We start from the raw sequence: 13,514 nt of genomic DNA on the forward strand, positions 1-13,514 counted from the left end.
TACATCATGAGGTGGGGCGAGGGCTATGGCCGATGATCATGCTGCACGCTCGCGTGAAGCATGGCGGTCATTCCCAATCGGCGGAACCGCCTCGCTCGGCGCGCTCCCCATCTCGATGACGGCGCCGGGAAAGGAGCGGACGATCTTGCGGACGGGCTCGACCGGGCCGATCGCCCCGTTTGCCATGCGCCCATTCGCGAGGAAGAGCTCGCCCTCCGCGATCCCCAGAACATCGAGAGGCAGTTGCGTGCCGTCGACATCGGCGATCCCGATCGAGACGGTGATGCGACCGTTCGGCATGTTCGGACGCGTCACCGTCCGCGCGACGCGCGAAGCGATCCGCTCGGCGACGGGGCGGGCGAGCGGCAAGGTGGTGTGCGGCAAGAGAACGGCGAAGCGGTCGATGTCGGTGCGCGTGCACAGATCGCAATGGCGTATTGCGCCACGCAGAGCCCGCGCGATATCGACGACGAGCCGCTCCCAATCCGCCCCGCGATAGGTCCGCCGCAGCGCCGCCACGTCATCGATCGAGACCAGCATATAGACGTAGCCGCTGCCATAGCGCTCGTGCAGGCGCCAATGCTGCATGAGCTGCGCGTCGAACAGGGTGCCGTCGATGAGACCCGTCGCCCGTTCGAACTGGCCGGTGAAACGCTTGGCGCGCAGCCTATTGGCGCGCGACAGCTCGTTCATGGTCGACAGCCCGAAGACCAGCGTCGAGAACGGCAGCCAAAGCAGCAGCGCGACGGCGATCTCGGCGCGCAGGCCGGCGGTGGAGGCGGGGGCGAGGCCCGGAATATAAAGCGCCAGGATCACGAGCGGGCTCGCGGCCGCCAACCACAGGACCGATCGGCGCTCAAACGCACCCCCACCGCGCTTGCGCAGGTGTTGGACGGCGACGCCGAGCATCGCCTGAGCCACCATGGACACGACCCCGGTGACGACCGCGGGGCCGCCGATCTCGTTGCGCAAGAAAAGCGGCAAGGGGAGGGCGGCGACGGCCCCGATCGGCCCGCCGAAGAGGCCGGCCGCCGCCAGCACCGCGCCGCGCCCATCGATGACGAAGCCGCTCGCGCGCATCGACATCGCCATCAGCCCGCAGGCGAGGAGGCCGCACGCGATGCCGACGCAAAGATCGCGCCGCGCGCTGGTCGTGTGGTCGAAGACGACGCCGAGGACGACGGCGCCGAGCATCAGAATCCCGGCGGATTGCGCGAGGTGAAGAAAAATATCGGTCAAACCCAATCTCCCGCGTTGGCGAGGAGATTATGGGGCGCGCCACTGAAATGGCGCTAGAATTTCAATTATGCGTTGGATGCGCGTGCGCGATGCACGTCCCCATAAGGCGGGTTGGGAATCGACTGGTGCGCCTCCCGCAACGCGTTCGACCAGCGGTTACGAACATACTCGAAATATTTGTCGTCCTGATCGATGCGTGTGTTGATCGAGGTCGCGAGCGCGTCGCGCGGGAGCACCATGATGTCGACCGGCAAGCCCACGGCAAGGTTCGAGCGCATCGTGGAGTCCATCGAGATCAGCGAGATCTTCAACGCCTCGTCGAGCGGGGTGCCGAAGGTGACAGAGCGATCGATGATCGGCTTGCCGTATTTGTGCTCGCCGATCTGGAGGTAGGGCGTGTCCTCGGTCGCCTCGAGGAAGTTGCCGGCGCGATAGATCATGAAGAGGCGCAGGCGGCGATTGCCGATCTGCCCGCCGACGAGGATCGAGCAGTCGAAGGCGCCCCCGTCCTGTTCGAGGGCCGCCGCGTCCTGCGCGCGAACATGGCGCACCACGCGGCCGGTGAATTGGGCCATCTCGAACATCGAGGGGATGGTGTGGATCGTGTGGACGTCGCCGGTGACGGGGTCGGGAAAGCCTTCCGTCATGTGGCTGATCACGGCCTGCGAGACAGCGAGATTGCCGGCGGTGGCGAAGGCGATCACGCGTTCGCCCGGCACCTCGAAAATCTGCAATTTGCGAAAGGTCGAGATGTTGTCGACGCCCGCGTTTGTCCGCGTGTCGCCCATCATCACCAGGCCCGACTTGAGAAGAAGGCCAACGCAATAGGTCATCGAAAGTCCGGTCCCGTCCACCGCGAGCGAGGGCGTCGTTTGGAACTGACCCCAGCCGCTCATGCTCTTCCGTCTCCTTCTACTGCGAAAACTGGGTCTGTGTCTGGCCTTCGCTGGATTGGGACTGCCATTGGAACTTGTCCATCGTGACATCGACGGTCAGTGTCTCCCCCGCGCCACCATAGACCGCGCCTCGGACGGGTGAGGCGCCGAGGGAATCGAGGCCGCAGGCGATGCGGACATAGGCGTCGGTCGTGCTGATCGCGGCGGTCGGATCGAAGCTCACCCAGCCGAGTTCGCTGACATGGATCTCGGCCCAGGCGTGACTTTCGTGCTCGGTGCGCTGTCGCCCCGGCGTATATTGATAGCCGGATATGTATCGCGCCGGAAAACCCTGCGACCGCGCCACCGCGAGGAGGACGTGGGTCAGATCCTGGCACACGCCCTTGCCGGTCTCGATCGCGTCGACGGCCGATGTCGCCGTCGAGGTCATGCCGTGCTGGAACTCCATGGCGTCGTGGACGGCAACGTTCATCGCGTGTGCGACACCGAGCGCGGTCCCGTCGCTCGCCTCGATCGCCCGCTTGGCGAGCGAATGGATCGCCTCGTTCGCCTCGGTCAGGGCCGTCTCGCGCAGGAAGGCGCCGAGCGGAAGCGGCTCGAACGAGCCGGTGACGACGCCATTGTGCGGCTCGGTCTCCACCGTTCCCGAGGCCGTGATGACCAATTCGTTGCCGGGGTCCTTCAGCGTGAAGGTGTGCGTCGTGTTGCCGAACGCGTCACGCGAGCGGCGCAGCGCCGCGTCCCCGGTGACTGAGATTCGCCAATCGCGCACCGACTGCGTCGCCGTGCTGCACGGCGTGAGGCGCAACACCTCGATCACCGAAGCCGGCGCTACATCGTAGTGATAGCGAGTCTCGTGTTGGATGGAGAGGCGCATGACGGCTCCCGTCTACCGCAGATACTGGGCCTCGATCGCGTCGCCCACCGCATTGTTTTCGCGAATTACCCGCTGCAGGAACTCGTGCAGCCCTTCTCGATAGATCGCCTCGACCGAGGAGTTCGCAAGGCTTGCGTGATAAGCGCGCGCGCTGCGCTGTGCCGGTCCCTGCCGCCCATAATCGTTGGCAAGTTTATCGAGAAACCAAAGGGTGTTCTCGGAACAATTGACAATAGAGCGCGGCAATTCCTTTCGCAATGTCAACAGTTCAGCCACGCGCCAGGATCGCAAGGCATCACGGAACACCCATTGATAGGCGGTGAGCGCGGAGGCGGCGCGCAGGATCGACGTCCATTGGAAATAGTCGAGGCCGCCGCCGACAGTGTCTCCTTCGGGAAGGAGGACATGATATTTCACGTCGAGGATGCGGGCGGTCGCGTCACCCCGCTCGATGAAGGTGCCCAAGTTGTAGAACGCGTGCGCATCGGTGCGCAGCATCGTGCGGTAGGCGAAGCCGTCAAGACGGAGGCAGGCGTCCTTCACGAAGGCGAGAAACTCCGCAAGCTGGCGCGGGGTCATCGCGTCGACCGAATGGCGCTTCAGCTCGAGCCATGCGTCGTTGATCACCTCCCACATCTCGCGCGTGATCGCCGTGCGGACGGATCGAGCCGAATGGCGCGCGGTCGCGAGACAGGACGCGATCGAGGACGGGTTCTCCCGACTGAAGGCGAGGAAGTCGATGACGTTGCGCCGGTTCGCCTCGTCATAGCGCTGGTCGAACAAAAAGTTTCCGCCCGTCGCCGTCATCGCCGATTCCCACTCGTTGGTGGAGCCGGCATAGGTCGTCGGCAGCGAGGAAAGGCGCGAGGCGACGTCGAGGAGACGCGCGGTGTTTTCGGCCCGCTCCACGTAACGGGCAAGCCAGTAGAGATCGGCGGCAACGCGTGAGAGCAGCATTCAGCTAACCAGAACCCAGGTGTCTTTGGTCCCGCCGCCCTGGCTGGAATTCACCACCAATGAGCCCTCCTTCAATGCGACACGGGTGAGCCCGCCCGGCACGGTGCGGATGCCGTTCGAGCCGGCGAGAACGAACGGACGCAGATCCACATGACGTGGCGCGACACCCTCGCCGACGAAGGTCGGGCAGGTCGACAAAGCGAGCGTCGGCTGGGCGATGAACTCGTCCGGGTTCGATTTCAGCTTTGCGCGGAAATCCTCGATCTCGGCCTTCGTCGCGGTCGGCCCGACGAGCATACCGTAGCCGCCGGAGCCGGACACCATCTTCACCACCAGCTCGGGCAGATGGTCGAGCACATAAGCGAGCGAATCGGGCTCGCGGCAGCGCCAGGTCGGCACGTTGTGCAGGATCGGCTCCTCGCCGAGATAGAAGCGGATGATCTCCGGCACGTAGGTGTAGACCGCCTTGTCGTCGGCGACGCCGGTGCCCATCGCGTTCGCCACGGCGACGTTGCCGGCGCGATAGGCCGAGATGAGGCCGGGCACGCCGAGCACGGAATCGGGCCGGAAGGCGAGCGGGTCGAGGAAGTCGTCGTCGAGCCGGCGATAAATGACGTCGACCTGATGCGGCCCTTCGGTGGTGCGCATATAGACCTTGTCGTCGAGGACGAAGAGGTCGCGCCCCTCGACGAGCTCGACGCCGAGCCGGTCGGCGAGGAAGGAATGCTCGTAGAAGGCGGAGTTGAACGGGCCGGGCGACAACAGGACGACCGTCGGCTCGCGCGGAGCCGAGGCCGGGGCGAGCGACTGGAGCGTCGCGAGAAGCTCGTTCGGATATTGCTCGACCGGCTCGATCGTGTGCTCGGAGAAAAGGTCCGGGAAGAGACGCATCGTCACCTCCCGATTTTCCAGCATGTACGAGACGCCCGACGGCGTGCGCAGATTGTCCTCGAGGACATAGAAGGTGTCGGCGTCGACGCGGACGATGTCGATCCCGCAGACCGGCGTGTAGATCCCGTGCGGCACCTTGATGCCGACCATTTCCGGGCGGAAATAGGTGTTCTGATAAATCAGCGCAGGCGGGATGACGCCGGCCTTCAAAATCTCGCCGGGGCCGTAAATGTCGGCGAGGAAGAGGTTGAGCGCCCGCACCCGCTGCTCGAGCCCGGCGGACATCGCGCGCCACTCTCCACCCGTCAGGATGCGGGGGACAATGTCGAACGGAATGATCCGCTCCTCGGCCTGATTGTCGCCATAGACGGCGAAGGTGATGCCGATGCGGCGGAACAGCATTTCCGCCTCACGCGCCCGTTGACGCATGAGGTCGGGCGGAGTCCCCTCGAGCCAATCTTTGACGATCTTATACGCGGAGCGGAGCTCGCCGCCGGTTCCATTCATTTCGTCAAAAGACTGGGTCATAAGCCATGTTTGCGCGCCTCATGTCGCAACGGTGGCTTTTGCTGGCGGTGAAATCAAGTGTGCGACAAGCTCCTTTCAAAGGCACCCGTCGATATGGCGGCGCACACGGCCGCGACTCGGATGCAACGACGCGCCCATCCGCACGCGGCTCGGCCGGTGTGGCGATCTCGATCCGGCGATCCACCGGCGTCCGCGTGCCGGCCGGCAACGGGCGCAACGCGTGTGCCGGGCCATTGCCCGTTTTCGCGGCAGACCCACCGTGCGGCAGCGGCGGCGCGACGCGATTCGCCTGCCGGTTGTGCTCGGCGCGGCGGGGTGGGCCTGCGCGCGAAGAAACCAGGCCCATTTGGTCTAGTTTATCTGCGTGTTTCTCACACACTATTGTGAGGAGAGGTGAGCCTCACCTTCAGTTGACAGTGTCCCGGCCCCTGTTTACCGCGAGTCTATGGGGCGCACCTTTAAAACGATGTCCGAATATGGCGTGACGACCGGTCGCCTGTCGCGATCCGCCACGCTGTTCGGCATGGTCGTTCCCAGTCTCACAGCCTCGGCCGCTCGCGTATGACGTGTGCCGCCGCTTTCATCATGTGACCGAGGAGACTTCGAAATGAAGACGTGGCTTGCTTCCCTCGCCTGCGCGGCCCTTTGCGCAACCGGCCTCGCCTCGGTCGCGGTGGCCCAGGATCCCGTCGAAGCGCGACACGAAGCGATGGAAGAGATCGGCGACGCGAACCGCCCGATGCGGCGGATGTTCAGCGGCGAGGCCGCCTATGACGAGGCGACCGTGCGCGACAGCGCCAATCTCATCGCGAGCCTGGCGGGCGACGATCTGATCGCGCTCTTTCCGGAAGGCAGTGGAAGCCCCGAATCCGACGCGCTTCCGGCGATCTGGGAGAACTGGGCCGAGTTCGAGGAACTCGCCATGCGGCTGCAGACCGTCGCCGAAGGGCTCGCCCTCGCGGCTGGCAACACCGAAGCCGCCGCCGCGAACGAGACCTCGATGGGCGCCTTGATGGGCGGACCGGCCCCGGCGGCCGAGACGGAGATCACCGTGCAGGCCCTCGCCGAAATGCCCGCCTCCGACGTCTTCGAGATGCTGGGCGACACCTGCGGGGCGTGCCATTCGAAGTTCCGCGCCAAGCGCAACTGAGCCCGATGCGCACGCTCTTCGCGCTCGTCCTCGTCCTCCTCGCGGGGGCGGCTGCGGGCTATATCGCGCTCGCCGTGTGGCCGATCGGGCCTTCCGGGTCGATCGACGCCTCGCTCGAGGGTGATCCGCAGCGCGGTGCCTATCTTGCGCGGACGAGCGGGTGCATCTCCTGCCATACGGATTTTTCGGCCGGCGGCGCGCCGCTCGCCGGAGGGCCGGCGCTCGATACGCCCTTCGGGGTCTTCCACGCGCCGAACATCACCACCGATCCCGAAGTCGGGATCGGTGCCTGGACGCTCGCGGATTTCGATCGCGCCGTCCGCGGCGGCGTCTCCCCCGACGGGGAGCCGCTCTATCCGGTCTTTCCCTACGAATTTTATGCCGGCCTGACCGACCAGGAGGTCGCCGACCTCTTCGCCGCGTTCCAAACCGTGGCGCCCGTCGCCGAGGCGGCACCGGCGCATGTGCTCGACTTTCCGTTCTCGTTGCGCCCGACCCTCAAGGTCTGGCGCGCGCTCTATTTCCGCCCGGACGAGGGCGCGGCGACGACCGTGGCGGGGGCTGACGCGGCGGCGAGCGAGCCTGCGGCGCGCGGTCGCCATCTCGTCGAGAGCGTCGTCCATTGCGGCGCCTGCCATACGCCGCGCAACATGCTCGGCGGGCTCGATGCCGCCGCGCCCTTCGAGGGGAGCGACATGCTGCCGGGCGGCGATGTCGCGCCGGCGATCACCCCGGCGGCCCTCGCGCAAGACGGCTGGTCTATCGAGAGCCTCGCCTACGCGCTGAAGAGCGGGATCACCCCGTCCGGGGATGCGTTCGGAGGCGAAATGGCCGAATTCGTCAAGCAGGCCACCGCCTTCTTGAGCGACGACGACCGCACCGCGATCGCGACTTATTTGATGGAGCGGCCGGGGAGACCGTAACCCGAATGCATCGTTTGCGATGCACTCGCACCAAAACACGTCGAATTGCGCACTTCTCGCAAGCTGTGCGGGATCTTTGATGGCAAAATGGCGTTCGTGAACTGTGCGGGGGACACGACGCTCCCGACAAGCGGGCCCTTGCGGCGCGTACGCGTCGACTGATCCCGGGAGCCAGAAGTGTTGAAGTGTGAGTTTATGAAAGCCGAGTCTATTTGTTTGACCAGCCGCGAAGGGGCCGCCCGATGAATGTGGACCTCACGCGGCGTGGCGTCCTCATCGGTATGGGCGCGATGGCAGTCTCCGGTTGCACGATCGCGCAGGAGCAAGAGCCGTTCGCGGTCGAAAGGCCGACCATCCCTGCGGAATATGTCCGCATGTACGGGCCCGTGCTCAACGAGCCCTATCCGATCCCGGCGGTCGATCTCAGCAAGATTCAGCCGCAATTCTTCCGCCGTCAGGTCCCCGACCCGACGGGGGAGCGTCCCGGCACGATCGTCGTCGATACGCCGAGCCGCTATCTCTATCTCGTCCAGGAAGGCGGAACGGCGATGCGTTACGGCATCGGCATCGGCCGTCAAGGCTTCGACTGGAACGGCGACGCCACCATCCGCATGAAGCGCGAGTGGCCGGTCTGGACGCCCCCGTCGGAGATGATCGCGCGCGAGCCCGACCTCGAGCAGTATCGTGACGGTATGCCGCCCGGCCTTCAGAACCCGCTCGGCGCCCGCGCCCTCTACCTCTTCGAAGGCAACCGCGACACGCTCTATCGCCTCCACGGTACGCAGGAAGCCTACTCCATCGGCCGCGCCGTCTCCTCCGGCTGCGTGCGCCTCCTCAACCAGGACATTATCGACCTTTACAACCGCGTGCCGGTCAACACGCGCGTCGTGGTCCGCCCGCTCGACGCACCGGCGCTGGTCGCCTGATCCGGCCAACGGTCCGTCTCACGCCCCCAAGGGCGATACGAAAAAGCGCCCCCGAACGGAGGCGCTTTTTTTTGTGGCGTGAACTGAGGGCCGCGCGTCAGGCGGCAGCGGCGTAGCGCGCCACCTCCTCGTCCGTCAGTGGGGGATAGTCGGTGTAGCCGATCTCGTTGCCGCCATAGAAGGTCGCCTCGTCCCATTTGGCGAGCGGGGCGTTGAGCTTCAGCCGCTCCACCAGGTCGGGATTGGAAATGAACGGCCGCCCGAAGCAGACGAGATCGGCAAGGCCGTCCGCCACCCGCTCGATCGCGAGCGCGCGGGTGTAGTTGTTGTTGCCCATATAAAGCCCGCTGAAGTCCTCCTTCAGCGTCCACGGCTTGAAGACCGCCGGATCGCGCTCGCCGCGCGTTGCCCCTTCGATGACGTGGAGATAGGCGAGGCCGCGCTTGGACAGCGCCTTGGTGTAGGCGGTGAAGAGCGAGCCGGGATCGGAATCGGCGATGTCGTTCGCCGGGCTCACCGGCGAGATGCGGATTCCGACGCGCTCGGCGCCCCACACGCCGACGACCGCATCGACCACTTCGAGCGGAAAGCGCATCCGGTTCTCGATCGAGCCGCCATAATCGTCGTCGCGTCGGTTGGTCTTGTCGGCGAGGAACTGGTGGAGGAGGTAGCCGTTCGCCGAGTGGATCTCGACGCCATCGAAACCGGCGGTTTTCGCGTTGGTCGCTGCGTTGCGGAAATCCTCCACGATGCGCGGCAACTCGCTCGCCTCGAGCGCGCGGGGCGTCGAGATATCCTTGAAGCCGGCCTCGGTGAACGCCTTCATCTCCGGCTTGACGGCGGAGGGGGCGACCGGAAGGGCGCCGCCCGGCTGAAGATCGGGATGCGAGATGCGCCCGACATGCCAGAGCTGAAGCACCATCTTCCCGCCGGCCTCGTGGACGGCGTCGGTCACGTGCTTCCACCCCTCGACCTGTTCTGCGGAGTGGATGCCCGGCGTCCAGGCATAGCCCTTGCCCTCGGGGGAGATCTGCGTCGCCTCGCTGATGATGAGGCCGGCGCTCGCGCGCTGCCGATAATAGGTGACGTGCATGGCTTGGGGGACGTCGCCTTTGCCGGCCCGGCTGCGGGTGAGGGGGGCCATCACGATGCGGTTCGCAAGGTGGATGGGCCCCATATCGATCGGCGCGAAGAGCTCAGCGTTCGCCATAGAGAACGATCCTTCAACGATGGGCGTGAGGGGCGGGGCTCTCCCGCCCGCGATTCCTCCTATTTGGTGTAGTAGCACCTATTGTCCATCCCCACCCTCTCGATTCGCCGCGGCGGAGGGGTGGGGCGCGTTCTCTCAGGCGGCGCTCTTCTCGAAGCGGGCGCGCAGCGGCGGGATGATGCCGGGCGGCTGATTGCCGGCGAGGAGGGCGGTGACGCTGGCGAGAAGGCGTGCCGCCGCCTCATCCTGCGCCTCGAGGGCGACCCCTCCGACATGCGGCGTGACGACGAGATTGGGCACGTCGAGAAGCGCTTTCGGAATGCCCGGCTCGTTCTCGAAGACATCGAGCCCGGCGCCGGCGATCGTCCCGTTTCGGAGCGCGTCGATCAGGGCCTCGGTGTCGGTGACGCTGCCGCGGCCGACATTGACGAAGAAGCCGTTCGGGCCGAGCGCCTCGAACACGTCGCGGCCGATCATATGGTACGTGGCCGACCCGCCGGGCACGGAGGCGATCAGGCAGTCGACGTCGCGGGCGAGGTCCACCACATTGTCGACATAGCGCCACGGAAGGTCCGGCTTCGGGGCGGTCGCGTGATAGGCGATCTCCATGTCGAAGCCGGCGGCGCGCCGGGCGAGCGCCTGCCCGATCCCGCCCATGCCGACGAGGCCGATCCGCTTGTCGCCGATCATCGAGCGCTCCGGCATCAGCTCGCGCCATCCGCCCTTGCGCGCGCCCGCATCATAGGCCGGAATTGCGCGGACCACGGCGAGAAGCAGTCCCATCGCATGATCGGCCACCGCCTTCGCGTTCGCGCCGGCGGCGTGGGTCACAAAGATCCCGCGCTCGGCCGCCGCCTCGATGTCGACGGCATCGAAGCCGGTGCCGATGCACGAAATCATCTTGAGGGACGGCAAAAGCGCGATCTCCTCGCGCGTGATGCCGCGCAGGCCGCTGGTCACGATGATCTCGGCGCGTGCGCGCACCGTTTCGTCGACGGCGGCGATGGAGCGGCGCGCGTCGACGATGTTGCAGATGTCGGCGAGCCGGCTGACATAGGGCGCGGCGTCGACGCATACGAGCACGTAGTCGGTCATCGGGGATCGGATCCTTTTGTCGATCAGGGCTCGGCCCGGTCGAAGCGACCGAGACCGTTTTCGTCGAGAAACTCTATAGTGAGGGCCGTGCTCGCCGCGCCGTCGCGATCGAAGGTGACGGCGGAGATGGAGCCGTGCGGCATGTTCTCGTTGAGCACGGGGAAGGTGAAGATGTCGCCCGACCAGGGGCTGAGCGCAAAATGCTGCTCGTCCTCGCCGACCGTCAGCGTCAACGTCTCGCCGTCGAGCGCGACGGAGGCCTTGCCGAAATAGGCGCTCTCGAAAACGCCCGTATAGTCGGCGAGCGGTCCGGCGGGGGCCGCGTCCGACGGCGGCGTTTTGCCGACATATTCGCCGACCGGGTCGGTGAGCGGGCCGATCGCGCCGCGGAAGAGGCTCAACCAGTCGCGCTGCACCTCACCATTGATCACGAGGTCGATGAATTCGGCCGAGACAGCCTCCGGCGCGCCGATCGGCAGAGCGTTGGTGAACACCACGATGCCGAGCTTCTCGGACGGCAGCATCACGTAGGTCGTCGCCGCGCCGAGGACGAAGGCGCCCGAATGGCTGAGCGCGACGACGCCCGGCCCGCGCGTTCCGACACCGACGCCGAAGCCGTAAAAGCTGGGCAGGCTCGCGGCCGAGGTCGTGGGGTCGGAGACCGATTGCGGCGTGAGGGCGGGCAGGAGCGCACCGTTCTTCACGATGTCCTCGCCCTCATAACGGCCCTCATCGAGCACCATGATCATCCAGCGGGCGAAATCCTCCACGGTGGAGCTCACCCCGCCGGCGGGCGATTGGGGATCGGGCATCCGCACGGTGACGGGCGCGAACGCACCGTCGATCAGCGTGTGACCGACCGCGCGGTCCTCGATGGCGGCGAAGTCGGCGAAACGGGAACTCGTGGCGCCCATGCCGAGCGGCGCGTAGAGCACCGTGTCGGAGAGGCTCTCCCACTCCGTGCCGGCATTGCGGGCGACCGCCTCGGCGGCCGCCGTCAGGCCGAAATTGGTATAGGCGTAGCTGTCGCGAAAGGCGTTGAGGGGGAGGAGGCGAAGCCGGTCGAGGATCGCTTGGCGGCCATAGCCGAGAAGCTCCAGATCGTCCCCCGCATGGTCGGGAAGGCCGGACCGGTGCGCAAAGAGATCGCCGACGGTGACGTGCTCGCTCACCCAGGGATCGGCGAGGGCGAAATCCGGCATCAGGGTCTGAACCGGGGTGTTCCAGGCGACGGCCCCTTCGCCGACCTGGTGGGCGACGACCGACGCCGCGAGCGACTTCGACAGCGAGGCGATCTGGAAGACGGTGTCGGCGCGGACGGGCGCGGCCTTGCCCACTTCGAGGACGCCGAAGCCGTTGGAATAGATCATCGTCCCGTCATGGACGACCGCCACGGCGAGGCCGGGCACGTCGGTGCGCTCCAGGATCGTCTCGGCGATCCCGTCGAGCGCGGCGACGGCGCTGTCGATCCGCTCCTTGGTCACCGCTTCGTCGGCCTCTGCCGCGATCGGGGCGGCGAGGACGCCGATGGCGAGGAGGGCTCGGAGGCCGTTTCGGAGCGAAAAGGCTCGCGCGGCGCGGATCGACGTCATTGCAATCACCCTTCTTGGATCGCCGACTCTCGGGTCGGTTCTGATCCCTTCTTACGCGATCTTTCGGATTTGCATGCCCTCGTTCGCCGGCAGCATATGCCGTGCCAGCCGCGCAAGAACCGGCGCGGGCGAAAGGGGTGGGCGGCCGCCGGTCAGAGATCGCTCCCTTGGTGTGACGTTATGGCGCCTCCCAGGCGAGCCATTCGCGCTGCACCTCGGCCGCCACTCCATCGTGAGGGCCGGCGAGGTCGGTTCCCCGGCGCGTCGCAAGGGTGAGGGACAGAAGCTGGCACCAGAGCGCCGCCTCGAACAGCGCGGCGAGACGGTTGGCCGGCGAAAATCCTGCCCGCGACACCGACAGGCCGAGCCGGCGGAGCCCCGCGCCGAGCGCTGCCGTCCGCGCGTCCGCCGCGCTGCCGTCGCCGAGAAGGACGGCATGGTCGCCGGCGCGGAAGGCATGGGCCGCGCAATGGGTGGCGCTCTCGGCCTCGAGCGCCATGGCGTCGACGCCGGCGCGCCGCGCGAGGTTCGCCCCGTAATCGGCGAGGCCGAGCGCCGGCCCCGTCGCGAGAAAGACGCAGCGTCCGTCCGCCTTCAGCCCGGCCGCGACCGGCGCGGCCTCGCGCGCGAACGGCGCGTAGGCCTGGTCGAGCCGGTCGATGGCGTCGGCGCACGTCTCTTGCGGCGTGCGGGCGAGTACGGCAAGGGCGAGGACCGTCATCATCATGCCGAGCGCCGCGGGATGGGTGTCGGTGCGTGCCGGCAGGGGGAGGAGAAGCACCTGCTCGGCGAGGCGGGCGAGCGGGCTTTCCGCATCCGTCGTCAGCGCGATGGTGCGCGCGCGCCGCGTCCGCGCCACGGCGAGCGCCTCGATCGTGCGCCGTGTCCGGCCGCCATGGGAGAGGGCGATCAAAGTCTCCCCCGGACGCGGTGCGTTGTGCCACAGAATATCGGCGGCGAAGGTGGGGCGGACGTCGAAGCCGCCATCGCGAAACAGACCGGCGACGCAAAGGCCCGCCGTCCGTGCGTCGGCGCCGGTGATCCAGACGGGCCGGGTGTTCTCCACCGCGAGCATCGCGGCGGCGTCGAGAAGAAGAGGGAGGGCAGCGCCGAGGGCTTTCGGCTGAATGCTCACCTCACGCGCCATCCGGCGGTGGCTCTCGCCGGCTCGATCTGACATAGGGCGCGGTTCCTCTCGCTCCACTTGGTTCGTGGCGTCTTGTTGGGCCC

The 13,514-nt window shown here is 66.8% G+C and carries 12 protein-coding genes; 3 read left to right on the top strand and 9 right to left on the bottom strand.

Annotated features, from left to right (window positions below; genetic code table 11):
* Positions 1 to 36 precede the first annotated feature (36 nt).
* From L1787_RS22600 to L1787_RS22620, 5 genes are all read right to left on the bottom strand, one after another.
* The gene (locus L1787_RS22600; RefSeq protein WP_235711371.1) at positions 37 to 1,239 is read right to left on the bottom strand and encodes a GGDEF domain-containing protein; all 1,203 of its coding nucleotides are present in this window, start codon (positions 1,237 to 1,239) and stop codon (positions 37 to 39) included.
* Positions 1,240 to 1,304: 65 nt separating this feature from the next.
* Entirely contained in the window at positions 1,305 to 2,072 is a 768-nt protein-coding gene (locus L1787_RS22605; RefSeq protein WP_235711933.1) for a proteasome-type protease, read from the bottom strand.
* Positions 2,073 to 2,151: 79 nt separating this feature from the next.
* Complete coding sequence (locus L1787_RS22610; protein ID WP_235711372.1) at positions 2,152 to 3,012, bottom strand: transglutaminase family protein; 861 nt, start codon at positions 3,010 to 3,012, stop codon at positions 2,152 to 2,154.
* A 12-nt stretch (positions 3,013 to 3,024) separates the two neighbouring features.
* Positions 3,025 to 3,966 carry an alpha-E domain-containing protein gene (locus L1787_RS22615; protein ID WP_235711934.1) on the bottom strand — a complete coding sequence of 314 codons (942 nt, stop codon included), beginning with the start codon at positions 3,964 to 3,966 and terminating at the stop codon, positions 3,025 to 3,027.
* 3 nt (positions 3,967 to 3,969) lie between these two features.
* The gene (locus tag L1787_RS22620; protein WP_235711373.1) at positions 3,970 to 5,388 is read right to left on the bottom strand and encodes a circularly permuted type 2 ATP-grasp protein; all 1,419 of its coding nucleotides are present in this window, start codon (positions 5,386 to 5,388) and stop codon (positions 3,970 to 3,972) included.
* A gap of 607 nt (positions 5,389 to 5,995) precedes the next feature.
* Between L1787_RS22620 and L1787_RS22625 the strand changes: the two genes are divergently transcribed.
* The 3 genes from L1787_RS22625 to L1787_RS22635 all read left to right on the top strand — a co-directional run bounded on the left by L1787_RS22625 (position 5,996) and on the right by L1787_RS22635 (position 8,387).
* A complete protein-coding gene (locus L1787_RS22625; protein ID WP_235711374.1) occupies positions 5,996 to 6,538 on the top strand; it encodes a c-type cytochrome in 543 nt (180 codons plus the stop codon).
* A gap of 5 nt (positions 6,539 to 6,543) precedes the next feature.
* Positions 6,544 to 7,461 (top strand): c-type cytochrome, encoded by a 918-nt coding sequence (locus L1787_RS22630; protein WP_235711375.1) that lies wholly within the window; start codon positions 6,544 to 6,546, stop codon positions 7,459 to 7,461.
* Positions 7,462 to 7,703: 242 nt separating this feature from the next.
* Complete coding sequence (locus L1787_RS22635) at positions 7,704 to 8,387, top strand: L,D-transpeptidase (RefSeq protein WP_235711376.1); 684 nt, start codon at positions 7,704 to 7,706, stop codon at positions 8,385 to 8,387.
* 97 nt (positions 8,388 to 8,484) lie between these two features.
* On the opposite strand, the gene L1787_RS22640 is transcribed toward L1787_RS22635, so the two are convergent.
* The 4 genes from L1787_RS22640 to L1787_RS22655 all read right to left on the bottom strand — a co-directional run bounded on the left by L1787_RS22640 (position 8,485) and on the right by L1787_RS22655 (position 13,464).
* Positions 8,485 to 9,597 carry an alkene reductase gene (locus L1787_RS22640; protein ID WP_235711377.1) on the bottom strand — a complete coding sequence of 371 codons (1,113 nt, stop codon included), beginning with the start codon at positions 9,595 to 9,597 and terminating at the stop codon, positions 8,485 to 8,487.
* A 135-nt stretch (positions 9,598 to 9,732) separates the two neighbouring features.
* Positions 9,733 to 10,692, bottom strand: a complete 960-nt coding sequence (locus L1787_RS22645) for an NAD(P)-dependent oxidoreductase (protein ID WP_235711378.1) — start codon at positions 10,690 to 10,692, stop codon at positions 9,733 to 9,735.
* A gap of 23 nt (positions 10,693 to 10,715) precedes the next feature.
* On the bottom strand, positions 10,716 to 12,284 hold the full coding sequence (locus tag L1787_RS22650) for a serine hydrolase (protein WP_235711379.1): 1,569 nt from the start codon (positions 12,282 to 12,284) through the stop codon (positions 10,716 to 10,718).
* Positions 12,285 to 12,462: 178 nt separating this feature from the next.
* Positions 12,463 to 13,464, bottom strand: coding sequence for an SIS domain-containing protein (locus L1787_RS22655; protein ID WP_235711380.1), 1,002 nt, complete (start codon positions 13,462 to 13,464; stop codon positions 12,463 to 12,465).
* Positions 13,465 to 13,514 lie beyond the last annotated feature (50 nt).

This window comes from Acuticoccus kalidii (assembly GCF_021556395.1).
GTDB lineage: Bacteria > Pseudomonadota > Alphaproteobacteria > Rhizobiales > Amorphaceae > Acuticoccus > Acuticoccus kalidii.